Source organism: Natronoarchaeum rubrum, from assembly GCF_024494695.1.
Genome location: NZ_JANHDP010000006.1, coordinates 165,903 through 183,091 on the forward strand (window position 1 = coordinate 165,903; position 17,189 = coordinate 183,091).

Below are 17,189 nucleotides of genomic sequence, written 5' to 3' on the forward strand. Positions count from 1 at the left end.
CCGGCGCGCCCCGTCATTCGGCGTCCGCGTCGCCATCGTCGACGCCGACGGCCCTGTTCACATCCACGTCCTCGGGTTCCTCGCCGCCGCCGACGCGAAGGTTCCCCTCCTCGTCCTCGACGTACACGTCGTCGGCGAATCCGCCTTCTGCGTGGGGGTGTTCGGGGTCCTCCAACATCTCCGGCGTCGAGGGCGCCTCGGGAACCTCTCCGCTTCGGAACGCGCCGAGCGGGTCGTCGATCGAGACGTCGTAACGCTCGAAGAAGTCCTCGTAGCGCTCGTAGTGGGCGTCGAGTTCGTCGCTCGGGAACTCCATCATCTCCGTCCAGCCGTGGTTGTAGAAGTCGAAGTTGGCCTGGATGTGGGTGATCTCGCGGGCCTCGGCCTCCGAGAACCCCTCGTCGAGCGCAGCGACGTAGGTGTCCATCGTGGCGTCGAAAAAGCCGTCGAGGTGATCGCGGCGCTCCTCGGCGCGGGCCTCGTCGGCCTTCCCGAGGAAAATCCGCGTGTGGAGCTTGACCAGTCCGTAGTTGACGACCGAGCCCAGCCCGGGCGTCGTCATGGCCTTCTTGGTCGCCCAGTGGCGCGGATTCTGGTGGATTTTCATGCTGCGTTCGTAGGGCCCCAGCGCCCTTGAACGTGTCCACGTCGGTCGCAGACGCCACAGCCGGGCGCACGACGACGGCGAGCGCAGCCGAGGGGCCGAGTGCGCGGCGCCCCAGTCGACTGACATTGTCCGAGAAAACGCGAAGGAATCCCTCTTCATCAATTTTGGACGGGTGTTTTGCGACCTGTTCCTTACAAACGTACGGGAGAGTCGCAAACGACTTGCAAATGCTGCGAACGACGGCAAAAAGACGCCAGAGATAGCAACCCACTTTAACCCGGACTTCGAAGCGCCGGTATATGACCGAGTCGTACGTAATCATCGGTGACGGGATCGCCGGCAGTTCCGCGGCGGAGACGCTCCGGGAGGAGTCGCCGGACGCGAAGATCACGGTCGTCACCGATGAAGGTGAGGCGCTCTACAACCGCATTCTCATCAAGGAGTTCGCCAAAGGCAAGCTCCCCGAGGCGCCGATCTCGATCCACGAGGAGAACTGGTACGCCGAGCGCGACATCGACCTCTCGCTGAACACCTACGTCACGGACGTCGACGTCGACGCCCACGAGGTCCACACCCACGAGGGCGACACCCTGGCGTACGACAAGCTGCTCGTCGCGACCGGCGGGACGCCCGCACAGCTCCCCGTCGACAACAGCGACGCCGACGGCGTCCACCACTTCTGGACGTTCCAGGACGCCCGCGCGATTCAGGAACACGCCAGCGAGGCCGACACCGGCGTCGTCATCGGCGCCGGCCTGCTGGGGATCGACCTCGCGGCGATCTGTGGCGCCCAGGATGTCGACGCCAAGTACCTGATGCGCGGCGACAGTTGGTGGCGCTACGCGCTCAACGAGGAGGGTGCCGAGATCATCCACGAGGGGCTGCGCAACAAGGGCGTCGAGCCAGTGTTCCAGAGCGGCGCCTCGGAGTTCGTCACCGACGACGACGGCCGCGTCGAGGCGACGATCGACTCCAACGGCGAGCGCTACGAGAGCGACTTCGTCGGCGCGGCGATCGGCCTGAACTTCAACGTCGAGTTCATGCAGGGCACCGGCCTCGAAACCGACGACGGCGTCGTCGTCGACGAGTACATGCAGACGAACCTCGAGGACGTGTACGCCGCGGGCGATCTCACCCAGTTCTACGACACCATCCTCGGCGAGCAGGCCCAGAACGGCTCCTGGGGCTCCGCGAAGGAGCAGGGCCAGGTCGCCGCGAAGAACATGGCGGCCGACGACGAGGTCGAGTCGTTCCGCTGGGTCTCCTCGTACTCGATCACGCACTTCGAGTTCCCCTTCCTCTCCTTTGGCCACCCGACGATCGGCGACGACTCCGTCGAGCGCAAGTACAGCGACACGGAGTGGCGCCGCGTCGTGTTCAAGGACGGCAAGGTGATCGGCGGCGTCCTGATCGGCGATCTCGCGCCCCAGAGCACGCTCAAGCAGCTCATCCGGGAGGAGCGCGACGTCTCCGGCCAGAAGGAACTGCTGCTCGAGGAAGACATCGACCTCGAGAAGCTGGACGCCCCCGCCCAGGAGCAGTAACGCGTCAGTTCGACGATCGCACGTCGGTCCGCGATCTCCGGACCCTGCCGCACGTACCCTACGTTTTTCGCCGCCGCCATCGAAGTAGTACGTAGGATGGCCTCGACAGTGGCCGGCGAGCGCCTGCGACCGACCGACGAGTACACCGTGCTCGTCGCGGTCGGCAACCCGGGCACCGCCGAACAGTTGACGCGAACGGCGGTCGACCTCGCTCGGGCCAACGACGGTCGCGTTCACGTCGTGAGCGTGATCCACAAGCACCACACGTCGCCGTTCCTGCTGTTTTCCGACGATCGCATCAAACAGGAGTTCGCCGGCGGGCGCGACGAAATCGTCGAGCGAGCCGCGCGAGTCGCCGACGACGCCGGCGTTCCGGTCGACGACAGCCTGCTGGTCGGCAGCGACGTCGCGCGAGCGATCACGACCGCGATCGGCCGGCTCGACGCCGATCTCGCGATCCTGGGCTGGCGAAGCGAACGCCGGGCGTCCGACGTGGTGCTGGGGACCACGATCGATCCGGTGGTCCGCAAAGCGCCCTGCGACGTGCTCGTCGAGAAGGTCGGGACGACAGCAGACCGCGTCGAGTCGGTGCTGGTTCCGACGGTGGGCGGCGCGCACGCCGAGCTGGCCGCCGAGGTCGCGGGGACGATCGCGGCCGCCAACGACGCCAGTGTCACCGCGCTGTCGCTGGTCGATCCCGGCGCCACCGAGCGCGAGCGCACCGACGCCGCGACGTTCGTCGACGAGACGGCCGACGCACTCGCCGGAACGGCGCCGGTGACGACGACCGTCCGCGAGGCTGCTGCCCCCTCGGCGGGGATCCTCGAAGCGGCCGCCGATCACGACCTGGTCGTTCTCGGGGCGACCCGGAAGGGGCTGTTGACCCGGCAGATCGTCGGGACGACGCCGCGCGCCGTCGGGACGCGCGCTGACTGCCCGGTGATCGTCGCGAGCCGACGCTCCCAGCTGTCGCGCGTGAGACGACTGGTCGCTCGCATCCGACGATGAGCGGCGCGGGGATCGTCGCTTCGCTCTCGCCGGCGCGGATCGCCCCTTTGCTCTCGCCGGCACGGGTCGACGTCCCACTCTCGCCGGCACAGGCCGGGCTCGAACTCTCCTTCGTCGTTCTCGTCGTGATCGCGGTCGTCGCGTCGCTCGTGACCGCGTGGACGCTCGGCGCCAACAGCAACTCGCCGCCGTTCGCGCCCGCGATCGGCGCCAACGCGATCCCGACGATGCGGGCGGCGTTCATGATCGGCGTGCTGGCGGCGCTGGGCGCGATCACCCAGGGCGGGAGCATCTCCGAAACCGTGGGCGCCGGACTGATCATCGGCGTCGATTTTACGGCGCTGGCGGCCGCCGCCGGGCTGCTCACGGCCGCGACGTTCATGGGGATCGGCATCTACTCGGGCTACCCGATCCCCGCGGCCTTCGCCACCACGGGCGCGATGATCGGCGTCGGGCTGGCGCTGGGCGGGGATCCGGCGTACGCGACCTACCGGCGGATCGGGACGTTCTGGCTGCTGGTCCCGTTCATGTCGGGCAGCGTCGCCTACGGCACCGCGACGCTGCTGCGCCGCGACGACGTGCCCGACCGCGTCGGCGTCCCGCTGCTGGCGGCGATCGTCGGCGCGATCCTCGCGAACGTCCGGATCGGCGTGATTCCCGATCCGACGGCCGCGCAGGGCACGCTCGCGCGACTGGCGGCGCGGTGGACCTGGAGCGGTCCGGAGGTCGCCGCGGGCTACGATCTGGGGATGGTGATCGCCACGCTCGGGATCGGCGTCGCGGCGTTCGTGGCGCTCCGGCGCCGGATGGAGCGGTCGGTCGAGCAGGGGATCCGCTCGTTCCTCCTGGTACTCGGCAGCGTCGTCGCCTACTCCAGCGGGGGCAGCCAGGTCGGGCTGGCGACCGGCCCGCTGGAGTTCCTGTTCAGCGAGCAGCTTGGCCTTCCGGGGATCGTTCTGCTGGTGATGGGCGGGGCGGGGATCCTCGCCGGCGCCTGGATGGGCGCGCCGCGGCTCCTGCAGGCGACCGCCCGCGAGTACGCCCAGCTCGGCGTGCGCCGGTCGATCGCCGCGCTGGTGCCGGGGTTCGTCATCGCGCAGCTGGCGATCGCGCTGGGCGTCCCGATCTCTTTTAATAACATCATCCTCTCGGGCGTCATCGGCGGCGGGCTCTCGGCCGGGTCGGCGGGCGTCTCCCGGCGGAAGATCGGCGTCACCGTGCTGTTCTGGGTGTTGACGCTCGTCAGCTCCGTCCTTCTGGGCTTCGCGCTCTACAGGATACTGTCGGCGGGTCTCGGCGTCTCCTGATCGACCTCGACGACGGTGACGGGGACCGAGGCGCGGTCGGCGATCGCGGCGCCGACGCCGTCGCCCAGCAGGTAGTCCGCCAGCCGCGAGCGGTCGCGCGCGCCGACGACGATCCGGTCGGCGTCGAGGCGATCGGCGCGGGCGGCGACGACCGGCGCGGGGCGTCCCTGCGCGACGACGATCCGGATGTCGTTCGAGGCGCCCGCCGAGGTCCCCCGAGCGCGCTCGACGAGGCCCTCGGCGCGCTGCCGCGCCTGCACGAATCGGTCGTCGGTCGGCGAGAGCAGTTGCCCCTCGCTGAACGGAGCGTCCAGCGGCGTCACGACCGCCAGCACCACGAGGTCGGCGGCGGGGAACCGCTCGGTCGCGTGGGCGAGCGCGTCGGCGTCGAACGGGCGCCCGACCAGCGCTACGAGCACCGTGTCGGCGGCCATACGGGCGATACCACGGCGCGACACAAACGCCTGTGGGGCGGCGGCGAAAACCCCAGATCGAAGCGGTTTTCCACGCCCCGAGCGGAGAGTAGGGTATGAACGGCGGCGGAGACGGCGAGATGACGCTCGCCTTCGACCTTTCGGCGCTGCAGGAGCTGGCCGACCCCGAGCACGTGTTCGACGACGCGCGCCGGTGGAGCAAGTACGTCGGCGTCGTCTCGGAGAAACCGACCTACGTCGTGACGAACTTCACCCGGAAGAACCGCATCCGGCAGGACTTCTTCTCGGGGCCGCGCGGCAAGGCCGAGAGCCTAGAGAGCGTCGGCGAGCAGTTCGACACGCCCCGGCACGTCTACGTCGGTACGACCGACGAGGACCGCGAACTCGCCGAGACGGCCGGCTGGGAGTATCTGCCGATCGAGGACGCCGCCGAGGCCGCCGAGTGGACGTTGGCCGAGGACGCCGAACCGGAGCCGGCCGAACAGGAAGAGCAGCGCGACGACTGGCCCTGAGCGCGCGACGAGACTGATTTTTCGGCGGCGTCGACCCCAATCGAAAGCGGCGGCACGGTCGAAGCCAACGCGAAACGAGGACGCCAACCGCACCCGGACGTCGGCGTCAGGCCAGCAGTTGCGGCCCGAACAGGACGACGAAGAAGCTCAACAGCATGGTGAGCCCGACGGTCGTCGTGACGGTCTTGGTGAGCTGGTAGGACCCCTCGACCGGCAGCCGGGAGACGACCGCCTCGGTGCTGGTCCGGAGGATGTGTCCGCCGTCCAGCGGGAACGCCGGGACGCAGTTGAAGAACCCGACCTGGACGTTGATCCAGCCGATCCAGAACAACGCGTTCGCGACGGCGAAGCCGAGTCCGTCGACCGCGCCCAGCGGCCCGCCGATCTCGTAGAAGTTCGCGATCGGGCCCTTGAACCCCGCGAAGTTGAAGGGGAACAGCGCGCCCAGCGAGATCGTCGCGAACGGCAGGAACAGCGTCAGGAACGTCTTCCCGAGGAACGTGTCGGTCAGCGAGTCCAGCCCGCCGGGCATCGCGCCGCCGTCGCCGCCGAGCGCGGTCAGGTACTGGCCGGCGGGGTAGAACTGGATCCCGAAGTCGCTGACCGTCACGCCCGAGATGCCAGGCGCGATCCCGACGCCGACGACCGGCGATCCGTCCGATCCCTCGGCGAGTTCGACGTCGTAGGACGTCCGCTGGCCGTCCTCGTAGAGCACGACGGACACCGTGTCACCGACGGAGTGACTGTCGACGGCAGTAGCGAGTTCGTCGCTGGAGACGACGCGCTCTCCCCCGACCGCGACAATCACCACGTTATCGCCGGGATCGGCGCCCTCCGCGGCCAGCGGCCCGTTCTCACTGATCCGGGCGAGCGAGCCGGCGGGGGCGGTCGTCTCGTACGTTTCGTCGTCGCCCTCGACGGTGAACGTCGCGACCTCACGGTCCTGTAGCGCCGACTCCAGCGCGGACTGGGTGTAGACGGCGGTGCCGTTGACTTCCGTGATCGTGTCGCCGGTCGAGACGTTCACGGGGCCGGTCTCGGTGACGCCGCTGACCAGCAGCGAGCGGTTCACCGTCCGCTCGGTCTCGCCGTCGATCGTGACCGAGACCTCGCGGTCCGAGACGTTCGCCAGCCGGTCGCGCAGGTCCTCGTTGTCCGCGATCGGCTGGCCGCCGAGCGCGGTGATCCGGTCGCCCTGACCGATGTCGGCGGCCTCGGCGCCCGAACCGGGGAGCGCCGCGCCGACCGCGGCGCCGGGCGCGACGCTGATCGCGCCGGTGACCGGGCCGAAGAGAAGCGCGAACGCGACGAGCGTGATCGCGAAGTTGTTCGTGACGCCCGCGGCGAACATCCGCGTCTTGCCGCCGCGGCTCGCTCCGCGCTGGCTCTCCTCGTCGGGTTCGACGAACGCGCCGATCGGGATGACCGAGAACGTCGCCAGCCCCATCGAGGAGATCTCGATGTCCTCGACGCGACAGAGCAGGCCGTGGCCGCCTTCGTGGACGACCAGCGCGACCAGCAGCCCGAAGAGGATCTCGGGCGCCATCGAGAGGGGCAGGAAGTCGTTGACGCCGGGGATCACCAGCACGTTCCGGGGCTGGTTGACCGCCGTCGGCTGTGGCGACATGACGGCGGTGATCCCCACGAGAATCAGCATCACGAACGAGCCGACCATCACGACGAGCGCGACGCCGACGCCGATATTCGACCAGGCGCGCCAGAAGCGCTTGTACCGGGCGAGCCGGTTCAACAGGATCTTCCCGCGCTGGGTGTGCAGCGTCGTGATCGGTCCCTGGAGCCCGACGTAGTCGGGCAGCCAGCCGCGGTCGGCGAGCAGATGGAGGAGGACCCAGTAGCCGAGGATCCCGGCGGCGATCCAGACCAGCGAAACCATTGGTGTAGGATCGGGGAGGCGCTCTGAAATGCGTTTGGTTTACCCCACCCTTCGGCCGCCGCGCCTTCAGTGACGTTTCGAGAGGGTCGGATGGCCTCAGCGACCGTCCGGACAGCGGCGTCCTACGACTCGTCGACGAGCCGGCCCGACAACGCTCTCAGCGCGGGGCGCCCGCGGGCCTCGTCGTCGAGTTCGGGGAGCTCCCGAACGTCCATCTCCTCGAAGCGAGCCCGGATCTCCGCGACCCGCTCGCGCTGGCGCTCTCTGCGGGATCGGCACCGAGAACAGTCCTCGTCGATCTCCACCAGAACCCGGTTGACCACGACCGACCGGACGGGGACGCCGATCTCGTCGAGGCGCTCGACCAGCCGGCGCGTCTCGTGAATCGCCATCGTCTCGGGGATCGTCACGACCCGGAATGCCGTCCGGTCGGGGTCGCGGACGACCTCGCCGGCACGGGCCATCCGCGCGGCGATGTCGTCGAACGTCTCGTCGCCGTCCCCACCGCTGCGACCGTAGTAGTATCCGGGGACGAAGGTGCTTCGAACCGAGTCGGACATCCGCTTGACGCGTTTCCGGACGCCGGAGGCCGTCTCGGCGCCCGCCGAGAGCACGTCGGGCAGCTCCAGCAGGCGCAGCGCGTGGCCGGTCGGCGCCGTGTCGAAGACGATCCGGTCGAAGCGGTCGTCGGACTCGTACTCCGCGAGCAGGTCCAGCGCCGCGACCTCGTCGCCGCCCGGCGCGAGTCCGGCGTCCAGCAGCGTGTCGACATCGCGGTCGTCCAGCCCCAGCCCGAGCGTCGAGAGGTCGTCGAACAGCTCCTCGAACGCGCCGCGGTACTTGTCGGCGCGCTCGTCGGGGTCGACCTCGGCGGCCCACAGTCCGGATTCGATTTCGCGAGGCTTGGCCCCGACGCGGGCTTCCAGCGAGTCGGCCAGCGAGTGGGCCGGATCGGTCGAGACGACCAGCGTCTCCGCGCTGTGGTCGGCGTACCCCAGCGCCGTGGCTGCCGCGCAGGTCGTCTTGCCGACGCCGCCCTTGCCGCCGTAGAAGACGTGTCTCGGCACGGGCGTCCGTACGACGCCCGGTACTGTATTTGTCCGTGATCTTTTTTATCCGTCCGTTCGGCGTCGAACTATGCGCGTCACGCTGCTCGGAACCGGCGACGCCGTTGGCGTCCCGGCGCCGCTGTGCGACTGCAGGTACTGCGAGGAGAGTCCGCGACGACGGCGGCCGGGGCTGCTGATCGAGACCGGCGAGGCGACCGTCGTCCTCGACGCCAGTCCCGAAATCAAGGAGCAACTTCGAACGACCGGAACGACCACCGTTGACGCCTTTTTCGTCACGCACCACCACTTCGACCACGTCGGCGGGCTGCGGGAACTGCGCCACGCCGCGATGGGGTTCGATGAGCACGTCGGCATCGAGGGCGACTACCTCCCGTCGGACGCCTTCGACGAGTCAGAGAAGCCCGAGGATCCGGAGTTCCGGGTATATCTCACCGAAACGGCCCTGGACCACCTCGAAACCGCGACTCCGCACGTCGCCGAGTCGCTGGACGTCCGCACGCTCGACCGCGGCGAGGACGTCGCCGTCGGCGACTTGTGCGTCCGACCGTTTCCGGTCGAACACGGCCGCCCGCAGTTCGACACGCTGGGGTTCGCTGTCTATCAGGAGGATAGAAAGCTCGTCTACGCGCCGGACATGTGGGAGTTCGCGGACGACGCCGAGTTCGAGCGCGCGCAAGCGTACGAGGACGCCGAGTTTCTGTTCGCAGAGGGCTCGGCCCTGTTCAGAGCGTTCGGTCACGGCAAAGAGACCGACCTCCGAGCGTCGCTCGCGGACGCCGACGCCGATAGAACTGTCCTCCTGAATCTCAACGAGCACCTCCAGCGGATGACGACCGACGAGCTCCGGGCCGTCGCCGAGGAGGCGGGGTACGAAATCGGCTCGGATTTCGCCGAGTACGAGCTTTGATCGGCCCGTGGGTGCCGGGACTCACTCCTGATACCCCAGATCTCGCAGCCGTTCCTTGACGTCCTCGTCCATCACGACGGACGCCATCTCTCCGCTCGACCCCGCAAGCAGGCGCTCGTGGTCCTCCAGCCTGTCCCGGAGCCGGGCGGCCGCGTCGGGCTCGTCCGCGACGAGGTTCGTCCGCTCGTCGGGATCGGACGAGAGGTCGAACAGTCGCTCGGTACCGTCCTCCAGCCGAACGAGCTTCCAGTCGTCCGTGCGGACCGCAAAGCGCCGGGCGTCGGCGTCGTCACTCGTGTCGGCCCACTCCGCGATCACGGCCTCGCGAGAGTGGTCGGCCATCGACGCCAGGCTCTCGCCCCGGAACGCGTCGGGCCGGTCGGCGCCGGCGTGCTCGGCGAGCGTCGGCGCGAGATCCAGCAGCCCGACGAGGTCGTCGTGATCGTCGTTTCCGGAGCCGTCGTCGATCAGGAGCGGGACCCGCAGCACCTCGTCGTAGAACGTCGCGCTGTGGCTGAACCCGCCGTGGTCGCGGAACTCCTCGCCGTGGTCGGCGGTGACCGCGACCGCGGCGTCGTCGCCCCACCGAGATTCGACGCCGTCGAGCAATCGCCCGATTTCGGCGTCGACGTAGGCGATTTCGGCGTCGTACAGGTCGATCAGCGTTTCCAGCTCGCTCTCGGTAACTTCGTCGGGCGACTCCAGCATCTTCCGGCGCAGCTGGATCGCGTCCCGCTCGGAGACGGGCTCGTCGCGGAAGCGGCGCTGGTGCTCGGCGGGCGGGACGTAGGGGTGGTGAACGTCCATGTAGTGGACCCAGAGAAATCGCGGGCTGCCGCGATCTGTGGCGGACTCCTCGACCCACTCCAGGGCGAGGTCGGTCACGTCGGCGGCGTCGACGTACGCCGAGCCGATCTCGACGCCCGCGCGCTTCTCGGTGGCGTTGAACGCGCGCTGGAGCGTCCGGTAGACCAGCCCGTCGCTGTCGAGGTGGCGCTTGACGGCGTTGCGCGCCTTCGCCGTCGGCGAGGGGTCGGTCCGCGAGTCGTAGAACGTGTCGAACCCGCGGTCGTAGCCGAAATCGGCCGAGAGATACAGGTTCGAGTGGAAGCCCGCGGTCCGGTAGCCCGCGTCCGAAAGCGCCTCGGCCAGCGTCGTCCGCTCCTCCGAGAGGCGCTCGAATCCGCCGTGTTCCAGCGCGTACGAGGAGGTCAGGATGCTCGGAAACGAGGGCCGCGTCGAGCAGGCGTGGGCGAACGCGTTCGAGAACGTCCGCGCCTCCGCGGCGCGCCGATCGAGCGTCGGCGTCGTCTCGCGGTCGTACCCGTGCCAGCCGACGTGGTCCGCCCGGAGCGAGTCGATCGTCACGAGAACGATGTCGCGCATGTGGTAGGTGTCGACCGGCCTGCCCATTAATCGGCGGTGCGGTGCGGTGCGTCCGGTTTAGTCGCCCCGGCCGCGTCTCGCAGCACCGACGCGTACGTCTCGGCGATCCGCGCCCAGTCGAACTGCCGGACGAACTCCCGAAACTCGTCGGAGGGGCCGCGCTCGCCGGCCGTCTCGATCGCCGTCGCGACGGCGTCCGGCGCGGGCTGACAGTAGGTGACCGCGTCGCCGAAGCGTTCTTCAGCGCGGCCCGCAGCCTGCACGACGGCGAGCCCGGCGGCCGCGTACTCCAGCACCTTCAGGGTGTGCGGGTCGTCGACGAGCGAGACGCCGACGTCCGCGACGTGCAGGTAGCCCGGCACCGCCTCGTGCGGGACGACGCCGAGGTGCTCGATGTCGTCGCGGCGTCGGTCGGCGCGTTCGACCTCGCCCTCCAGCGATCCGGTGCCCAGCACGACCAGCGTCCACTCCTCCAGCTTGGCGACGGCGTCGAGCAGCGTCTCGATGCCGTAGATCGGTTCGAGTCCGCCGACGTAGATGGCGACCGGCCCGTCGACGCCGCGGGCGTCGAGGGCGTCGCGCGCTCGCTCGACCGCGTCGGGATCGGGCGAGGCGAATCGGTCGTACTCCAGTCCGAGTGCCGTCTTCGTCGCGTCGGATCGGCGCCCGACGCGTTCGCGCTCTTCTTCGTAGACGTACAGCACGTGATCCGCGAGCCGGAACGCGGCGTTCTCCGCGACGCGGACGGGCGCCGACAGCCACCGCGGGTGGGTCGTCTCGAACTGACGGATCGGGTCGACGTGATCGACGACGAGCGGGAGCCCGTGGAGTTTCGCGAGGGCAGTCGCAGCGAACGCGCCGGCGCGGGTCGTCCCGACGAGCACGTCGCGGGACGCCGCCGATCGGGCGCAGCGAGCGACGGTCTCCGGCGTCGTCCCCCGAAGCTCGACCTCGAACCCCTCGGTTCGGAGGTGCCGGGCGATCATCCGTCGGCCGACGCTGATCTGTTCCGGTTTGTCCGGCGTGAACCAGAGCACCGACCGGGTCATCGATATCGCAGCAGCCCGTAGACGTAGCCCAGCCCGACGAGCCCGGTGAACGCGACGATCGAGACGATCTGGACCAGTTCCGACGCCGACGGCGAGCGGGCGAGTCGCCTCACTCGCTCGGGGAGGAACTCGGTCACCAGCCGTCCCAGGAACTCGCCCTCCTCGTCGCCCGACTCCTCAACGAGCGTCTCCATCGCCCGCTTGGAGTAGCCCTGCCAGAACGCCCGCTCGACGAGCCAGCGAGGGTCGGTGCGGTACTCGAACACCTTGTGGTCCACCTCGGCGTCGGGGACGTACCAGACGCCCTCGCCGTACTCGGACTGCAGGCGGGCACAGAGCTCCGTCTCGCCGCCCTGCAGGTTCCGGTCGCCCTTCCGGCCCCCGATCGCGCTGTCGAACCCGCCGAGGTCGAGGAACGCGTCGCGCCGGAACGAGATGTTCGAGCCGAACGTGTTGCGGACCTCGCCCTCGCCGCCGGCGAACCCGCGGTGGGTCACCCCGACGAGCCAGTAGAACTCCGCGGGCAGGTAGGCGGGCCGGTCGCCGACCCACAGCGGCGTCATCTTCCCGCCCGCCGCGACGGCGTCCTCGGACTCGTAGGCGTCGACGAGCCGTTCGAGCCAGCGCTCGTCGGCGACGGCGTCGTCGTCGATGAACGCGACCACGTCACCGCTCGCCAGCTCGGCGCCGACGTTGCGGCTCTCCAGTAGCCCGCGGTTCCGGTCGTTGCAGTGGGTGACGACCCGGTCGTCGTCGCCGTAGTCGTCGTCCACCCGGCGGTACAGATCCTCGTCGCCGTCGACGACGAGGACGGCCTCGACCGCCTCGTGGGTCTGATCGAGCACGCTCTCGACCGCCTCGGCGAAGTCGTCGTACCGGTCCTCGGAGTGAGTACAGACGACGACCGACACCGCCAGCTGGCGGGACGCCGATTCCGAGTCGGCGTCGGCAGTTACCGGGTCGCTCGTCGCGGCGGTTCCCGTCACGGCGTCGCCCGCACCTCCTCGACTTTCTTCCGGATCAGGCGTCGGACCGACTCGTCGATCGTTCGGGTCGGCTCCCACCCGAGGTCGGCGCGCGTTCGCGAGACGTCGATCGGAAACTCCTCGACCAGCGTCTCGCCGCTTCGGGGGTTCTCGACGAGTGTCACGTCGGTCTCGACGTCGGCCTCCTCGCGGGCGATCAGTTCGACGAGCCGGGCGACCATCATCACGCCCGGGTCCTCGTCGCTGGCGATCGGGTACACCGTCGCGCCGGTCCGGCCGTCGGCGCGCTCGGCCAGCAGCCGCTCGACGCTCAGGACGTACGCCCGGGCCACGTCGTCGACGTGGACGTAGTTCCGGGCCTGCGTCCCCGGTTCGTAGACCGTCAGCGGCTCGTCCGAGAACGCTCGGTTCACGAAGAAGTTGATCACCGTCGACTTGGTGACGGTCCGGCCGTCGACCTCGTGCTCGCCGTAGAGGTTGGACTTGAAGAAGAGGTGTGCGGGGAACGCACCGTCCGCGAAGTCCCGCACGATGTCCTCGCCGAGCAGCTTGGTGCGCCCGTACCAGTTCATCGGGTCACGCTCGTGGTCGGCCGGGATCGGGAACGTCTCGGGGTCGCCGACGACCGCCATGCTGAACGGAAAGATCAGCCCGGCGCCGGTCCGCCGGCAGAACCAGGCGACGTTGCTCGTCCCGGTGACGTTCACCTCGTAGGTCAGATCGGGGTGCTCGTCGCAGTCGTCGACGCCGCTGACCGCGGCGAGGTGGATCACCACGTCGGCACCCTCCAGCGCGGCGTCGAGCCGCCGGCGGTCGCGCACGTCGACGTGCTCGATCGCCAGGTCGCCGACGGCGTCGACCTTGCTGCGGAACCCGTTGTCCAGCGCGACGAGCTCCCAGTCGGGGTGGGCCTCTTGTAGCAGTCCGAGAACGCGGCTCCCGATGTAGCCCGCGGCGCCCGTCACCGCGATCGTCGGCGGGTCCGCTCCGTCGTCGCCCGCCTCGGTCGCCGACGGGGCGGTGGCATCGCCGCTCATGCTGGCGTGGTGGCGCGCTCGGTCGGTCGATCGCGGAACCGCTCCGCGAGGTCGGCGACGCCCTCCCGCAGCGTCCACTCGGGCTCGAACCCGGTGTCCGACAGGCGCTCGAAGTCGACGTGGTACGACGGGCCGGGGTGCTCGTCCTCCAGGTAGGTGATTTCCAGGTCGGTTCCCAGCTCGTCGCGGACGATCTCGGCGACGTCGGCGATGCGGTAGTTCTCCGCGTCGGCGCCGACGTTGTACGCTCGCTTCGGCCAGTCGTCGGGCTGCAGGACGGCGTGGGCGTACGCTCGCGCGGCGTCCTCGACGTGAACGAACGGGCGCCAGTTGTCGCCGTCGCCGTAGACTGTCAGGGGCCGGTCGGTCAGCGCGCGGAACACGAAGTGGTTGACGACGAGATTGAACCGGACGCCGGGCGCGAAGCCGTAGTTGGTGCTCATCCGCAGCGCCGTCGCGTCGAAGCCGTACTCCGCGGCGGCGTCGTCGAGCAGTTTCTCGCCGGCGACTTTCGACTCGGCGTAGGGGTTTAGGGGCTTTTGCTCGGTCGTCTCGTCGATCTCCGTGCTCGCCGCGCGGCCGTAGTTGTTACACGAGGAGGCGAACACGACCGTCTCGACGCCGAGCTTTCCCGCCGCCGTGAGCACGTTCTCGGTGCCGTCGCGGTTGACCGCGAACGTCTCCTCGCGCCGGCCGTGCGTGCTCGCCGCGCCGGTGATCGCCGCGAGGTGGACCACCCGATCGGTGCCCCGCATCGCGCTCTCGACGTCGCCGTACTCGCGGACGTCGCCCCGGCGAAAGGCGAGTCCGTCGCCGACACAGCCCATCAGCGCGCGGGGCGAGCCGCCGTCGAGCGAGTCGAGCACGACAACCTCGTCGACCCGCTCGTCGCCGACGAGTCGCGGGACGAGCGCGCTGCCGATGTAGCCACAGCCGCCGGTCACGAGTACGCGCACCAGCTCAATCACCTCCGTCCGTCAGCACGCCGGGGAGGAACCGGTCCTCCCGGGCGGCGATCCGGTCCTCGTACTCGAGGAGATCGGCGAGGATCGACCGGACGCCTTCCTCGAACGTCGTCGATTGCCCGCCGATCAGCTCGGCGTACCGGTCGTTCTCGATCTCCATCGCGTGGGTCTCGTCCTCGTCGCGGGGGTTCTCGAAGTGCTCGACCTGTACGTCGAGACCGAACTCTCCGGACACCTCCGCGATCGTCTCGGCGACCTCGACGATGCTGATCGGGCGCGTCACCTGGTTGTAAACGGTGTGATCGTCGGGCTGGTCGTCGGGATCGGCGAGCGCGAGCTGTGCCAGCCCCTCGACGGCGTCTTCGAGCGCGATAAAGGGTTTGCGCTGCTCGCCTTTCCCGTACACCGTCATCGGGTAGCCGGCGACCGCCTGCGCGCAGAAGCGGTGCGCGACGACGCCGAAGTAGTAGTCGAAGTCGAAACGGGTGCGCAGCCGCGGGTCGGCGTCGGTCTCGGGCGTCGCGGTGCCGTAGGTGATCGCGGTGCGGACGTCCGAGATCGGAATGTCGAACTGGTCGTGGGCCAGCCGCATGTTCGCGGCGTCGTGGCTCTTGGTGAGGTGGTACCACGATCCGGCCATCGCGGGGAACGGGACTTCGTCGCGCTCCTCCTGGTTTTCCATGACGGCGCCGCCCTCCGGAATCGGGAACTCCGGGGCGCCGTAGACGCCGGTCGTCGTCGTCTCGATGAAGTGGGTATCGGAGAGGTCGTTCTCGGCCAGCCCCCACAGCAGGTTCCGGGTCGCCTGCATGTTGTTGTGCTGGGTGTAGTTGGCCCGCTCGCCGTTGATCTGGGAGTACGGCGCCGAGGGCTGGGCGGCCGCGTGGACGACGGCGTCGGGCTCGTGGACCGAGAGGATCCGGTCGACGAACGACCGGTCGGTGAGGTCGCCCTCGACGAGCGAGAGGTTGTCCAGGCCGTGGACCTCCTCGGCGGCCGCGACGCGCTCGTCGGGGTCGGCGACCGGGACGGCGCTGACCGACCCGACCGACTCGACCCACTCCCGGCGGGCGAAGTTGTCGACGCCGACGACGCGGTCGTCGGTTCGCGAGGCGACTCGCAGCGCGGTGGGCCAGCCGACGTACCCGTCGGCACCCGTAACGAGGAGGGTCACAGTAACTCGTGTCGGGAGTGGCGAGAAATTGTCAGTAAAGTGTTGTTGCGGGGCGGTTAGGAATTGTTGCGCCGGGGCGGGTCGTACGCATTTCTGCCAGTTTCCCGTAGCCCCGGTATGGACACGCAGCTGCTCGTCGTCGGCTGGGACGCCGCCACGCGGTCGCACCTGGACTCGATGGAGTTGGAGTTTTTCGACGATCTCGACCACGGCGGCCGGCTCCTACCGGAGCCGTACTGGCAGTCCCGCGAGGTCGACAGCGGGACGGCCTGGACGACGCTGACGACCGGGCTGCCGATGCGAGAACACGGCGTCGCGACGCTCGGCGGGATGATCGAGAACGAGCGCGCGTTCGAGTGGTTCTCGAAGGTCGATCGCCTGATCCCCCGGAACCTGTCCAGACGCCCCGCGCGGATCTGGGCCCGGTCGAAGGTGCTCGGACGCCAGCCCACCAACGAGGATATTCCCTATAAGCGCGCCTGGCACTACGTCCCCGACTCGCTGGCCTTTGCGGTGCCGCTGACCTACCCGCCGAAGCCGACCAGCGGCGTCACGGTTAGCGGCTTCCCGAGCCCGGAAGTGACCGTCGAGCCGCCGTCGCTACAGGAGCGCGTGCGGGAGCGCTACGACGGCGAGCCGTCGAAGTTCGACGCGGACGGCGAGCTTCGGGACGAGTACGTCGAGGACCTCTTCGAGACCCACGAGGCCGAGCGCGACCTGGTGCTGGATCTGGCCGACGACCGGGAGTTCTCGCTGCACTTCGTCGTGTTCACCCTGCTCGATCGACTCTTGCACGTCACCGACGATCGCGAGACGATCGAGCGCGCGTACCGGACGATCGACGAGACGACCCGGACGCTCGTCGACGCGATCGATCCCGACGACACCATGATCCTCAGCGATCACGGCATGAAACACGATCCGCGGGGCAAGTGGATCCACGTCCACGACGAGACCTCGGGGATCTGGGCCGGGACGCGCGACTGGGGACTCGACACCCACCTGGACGTGACGCCGACGATCGTCGACTACTGCGGCCGGTCGATGGACGACCCGGCGTACGAGCCGCCCGGGGAGACCGTCGAGAAGGCCGACATGGAGGCGAAGCTTCGGGATCTCGGCTACCTGTCGTGACGCCGAACGTCGGCGTCCGGCGGCCCAGCGGTCGTAGGGTGCGCGACGCCGACCGTCGGCGTCCGACGGACGGTCCGGTCCGAGAGCGCGACGCCGTCGATCCGGACCGTGCCATTCCGTACCGACCCGACGTATTTGTACGGGAATCCTGAATCTACGCGTGAGAGCCGCGTCT

General features: G+C 69.2%; 16 protein-coding genes. 6 read left to right on the plus strand and 10 right to left on the minus strand.

Going from position 1 to position 17,189, the window contains the following annotated elements:
• Positions 1 to 13 precede the first annotated feature (13 nt).
• The gene (locus tag NO931_RS16080; protein WP_256393374.1) at positions 14 to 607 is read right to left on the minus strand and encodes a DUF6149 family protein; all 594 of its coding nucleotides are present in this window, start codon (positions 605 to 607) and stop codon (positions 14 to 16) included.
• Between the two features lie 299 nt (positions 608 to 906).
• Here NO931_RS16080 and NO931_RS16085 point away from each other — a divergent pair, with 299 nt between their 5' ends.
• The 3 genes from NO931_RS16085 to NO931_RS16095 all read left to right on the plus strand — a co-directional run bounded on the left by NO931_RS16085 (position 907) and on the right by NO931_RS16095 (position 4,466).
• Positions 907 to 2,151 (plus strand): NAD(P)/FAD-dependent oxidoreductase, encoded by a 1,245-nt coding sequence (locus NO931_RS16085; RefSeq protein ID WP_256393375.1) that lies wholly within the window; start codon positions 907 to 909, stop codon positions 2,149 to 2,151.
• A gap of 96 nt (positions 2,152 to 2,247) precedes the next feature.
• Positions 2,248 to 3,159, plus strand: coding sequence for a universal stress protein (locus tag NO931_RS16090; RefSeq protein WP_256393376.1), 912 nt, complete (start codon positions 2,248 to 2,250; stop codon positions 3,157 to 3,159).
• Positions 3,156 to 4,466 carry an inorganic phosphate transporter gene (locus tag NO931_RS16095; RefSeq protein ID WP_256393377.1) on the plus strand — a complete coding sequence of 437 codons (1,311 nt, stop codon included), beginning with the start codon at positions 3,156 to 3,158 and terminating at the stop codon, positions 4,464 to 4,466. The genes NO931_RS16090 and NO931_RS16095 overlap by 4 nt, the downstream gene beginning before the upstream one ends.
• Here the strand turns inward: NO931_RS16095 and NO931_RS16100 are convergent.
• Positions 4,430 to 4,900 carry a universal stress protein gene (locus tag NO931_RS16100; protein ID WP_256393378.1) on the minus strand — a complete coding sequence of 157 codons (471 nt, stop codon included), beginning with the start codon at positions 4,898 to 4,900 and terminating at the stop codon, positions 4,430 to 4,432. The two genes, NO931_RS16095 and NO931_RS16100, sit on opposite strands and share 37 nt — an antisense overlap.
• A gap of 95 nt (positions 4,901 to 4,995) precedes the next feature.
• On the opposite strand from NO931_RS16100, the gene NO931_RS16105 reads away from it, so the two are divergent.
• The gene (locus NO931_RS16105) at positions 4,996 to 5,412 is read left to right on the plus strand and encodes a DUF7124 domain-containing protein (protein ID WP_256393379.1); all 417 of its coding nucleotides are present in this window, start codon (positions 4,996 to 4,998) and stop codon (positions 5,410 to 5,412) included.
• A gap of 106 nt (positions 5,413 to 5,518) precedes the next feature.
• On the opposite strand, the gene NO931_RS16110 is transcribed toward NO931_RS16105, so the two are convergent.
• Together NO931_RS16110 and NO931_RS16115 are read right to left on the minus strand one after the other, a co-directional pair.
• Complete coding sequence (locus NO931_RS16110) at positions 5,519 to 7,306, minus strand: site-2 protease family protein (protein ID WP_256393380.1); 1,788 nt, start codon at positions 7,304 to 7,306, stop codon at positions 5,519 to 5,521.
• A gap of 122 nt (positions 7,307 to 7,428) precedes the next feature.
• A complete protein-coding gene (locus tag NO931_RS16115; protein ID WP_256393381.1) occupies positions 7,429 to 8,373 on the minus strand; it encodes an ArsA family ATPase in 945 nt (314 codons plus the stop codon).
• A 70-nt stretch (positions 8,374 to 8,443) separates the two neighbouring features.
• Between NO931_RS16115 and NO931_RS16120 the strand changes: the two genes are divergently transcribed.
• Positions 8,444 to 9,283, plus strand: coding sequence for an MBL fold metallo-hydrolase (locus NO931_RS16120; protein ID WP_256393382.1), 840 nt, complete (start codon positions 8,444 to 8,446; stop codon positions 9,281 to 9,283).
• Positions 9,284 to 9,304: 21 nt separating this feature from the next.
• Here the strand turns inward: NO931_RS16120 and NO931_RS16125 are convergent, their stop codons facing one another.
• The 6 genes from NO931_RS16125 to NO931_RS16150 all read right to left on the minus strand — a co-directional run bounded on the left by NO931_RS16125 (position 9,305) and on the right by NO931_RS16150 (position 15,880).
• Complete coding sequence (locus tag NO931_RS16125) at positions 9,305 to 10,669, minus strand: sulfatase family protein (RefSeq protein WP_375142079.1); 1,365 nt, start codon at positions 10,667 to 10,669, stop codon at positions 9,305 to 9,307.
• 26 nt (positions 10,670 to 10,695) lie between these two features.
• The gene (locus NO931_RS16130) at positions 10,696 to 11,718 is read right to left on the minus strand and encodes a rhamnosyltransferase WsaF family glycosyltransferase (protein WP_256393384.1); all 1,023 of its coding nucleotides are present in this window, start codon (positions 11,716 to 11,718) and stop codon (positions 10,696 to 10,698) included.
• Complete coding sequence (aglG, locus tag NO931_RS16135; protein ID WP_256393502.1) at positions 11,715 to 12,635, minus strand: glucosyl-dolichyl phosphate glucuronosyltransferase; 921 nt, start codon at positions 12,633 to 12,635, stop codon at positions 11,715 to 11,717. The genes NO931_RS16130 and aglG overlap by 4 nt, the downstream gene beginning before the upstream one ends.
• A gap of 65 nt (positions 12,636 to 12,700) precedes the next feature.
• Positions 12,701 to 13,741 (minus strand): NAD-dependent epimerase/dehydratase family protein, encoded by a 1,041-nt coding sequence (locus NO931_RS16140; protein WP_256393385.1) that lies wholly within the window; start codon positions 13,739 to 13,741, stop codon positions 12,701 to 12,703.
• Complete coding sequence (locus NO931_RS16145; protein WP_256393386.1) at positions 13,738 to 14,697, minus strand: NAD-dependent epimerase/dehydratase family protein; 960 nt, start codon at positions 14,695 to 14,697, stop codon at positions 13,738 to 13,740. The genes NO931_RS16140 and NO931_RS16145 overlap by 4 nt, the downstream gene beginning before the upstream one ends.
• Positions 14,698 to 14,701: 4 nt before the next feature.
• Positions 14,702 to 15,880, minus strand: a complete 1,179-nt coding sequence (locus NO931_RS16150; protein ID WP_256393387.1) for an NAD-dependent epimerase/dehydratase family protein — start codon at positions 15,878 to 15,880, stop codon at positions 14,702 to 14,704.
• 117 nt (positions 15,881 to 15,997) lie between these two features.
• Here NO931_RS16150 and NO931_RS16155 point away from each other — a divergent pair, with 117 nt between their 5' ends.
• Complete coding sequence (locus NO931_RS16155; protein ID WP_256393388.1) at positions 15,998 to 17,014, plus strand: alkaline phosphatase family protein; 1,017 nt, start codon at positions 15,998 to 16,000, stop codon at positions 17,012 to 17,014.
• The last annotated feature ends 175 nt before the right edge of the window (positions 17,015 to 17,189 follow it).

Excerpts from the sequence above, each read along its gene's own strand:
- NO931_RS16080 (WP_256393374.1), bottom strand. The coding sequence starts at position 607 with ATGAAAATCCACCAGAATCCGCGCCACTGGGCGACCAAGAAGGCCATG.
- NO931_RS16085 (WP_256393375.1), top strand. The coding sequence starts at position 907 with ATGACCGAGTCGTACGTAATCATCGGTGACGGGATCGCCGGCAGTTCC.
- NO931_RS16090 (WP_256393376.1), top strand. The coding sequence starts at position 2,248 with ATGGCCTCGACAGTGGCCGGCGAGCGCCTGCGACCGACCGACGAGTAC.
- NO931_RS16095 (WP_256393377.1), top strand. The coding sequence starts at position 3,156 with ATGAGCGGCGCGGGGATCGTCGCTTCGCTCTCGCCGGCGCGGATCGCC.
- NO931_RS16100 (WP_256393378.1), bottom strand. The coding sequence starts at position 4,900 with ATGGCCGCCGACACGGTGCTCGTAGCGCTGGTCGGGCGCCCGTTCGAC.
- NO931_RS16105 (WP_256393379.1), top strand. The coding sequence starts at position 4,996 with ATGAACGGCGGCGGAGACGGCGAGATGACGCTCGCCTTCGACCTTTCG.
- NO931_RS16110 (WP_256393380.1), bottom strand. The coding sequence starts at position 7,306 with ATGGTTTCGCTGGTCTGGATCGCCGCCGGGATCCTCGGCTACTGGGTC.
- NO931_RS16120 (WP_256393382.1), top strand. The coding sequence starts at position 8,444 with ATGCGCGTCACGCTGCTCGGAACCGGCGACGCCGTTGGCGTCCCGGCG.
- NO931_RS16125 (WP_375142079.1), bottom strand. The coding sequence starts at position 10,669 with ATGCGCGACATCGTTCTCGTGACGATCGACTCGCTCCGGGCGGACCAC.
- NO931_RS16130 (WP_256393384.1), bottom strand. The coding sequence starts at position 11,718 with ATGACCCGGTCGGTGCTCTGGTTCACGCCGGACAAACCGGAACAGATC.
- NO931_RS16140 (WP_256393385.1), bottom strand. The coding sequence starts at position 13,741 with ATGAGCGGCGATGCCACCGCCCCGTCGGCGACCGAGGCGGGCGACGAC.
- NO931_RS16155 (WP_256393388.1), top strand. The coding sequence starts at position 15,998 with ATGGACACGCAGCTGCTCGTCGTCGGCTGGGACGCCGCCACGCGGTCG.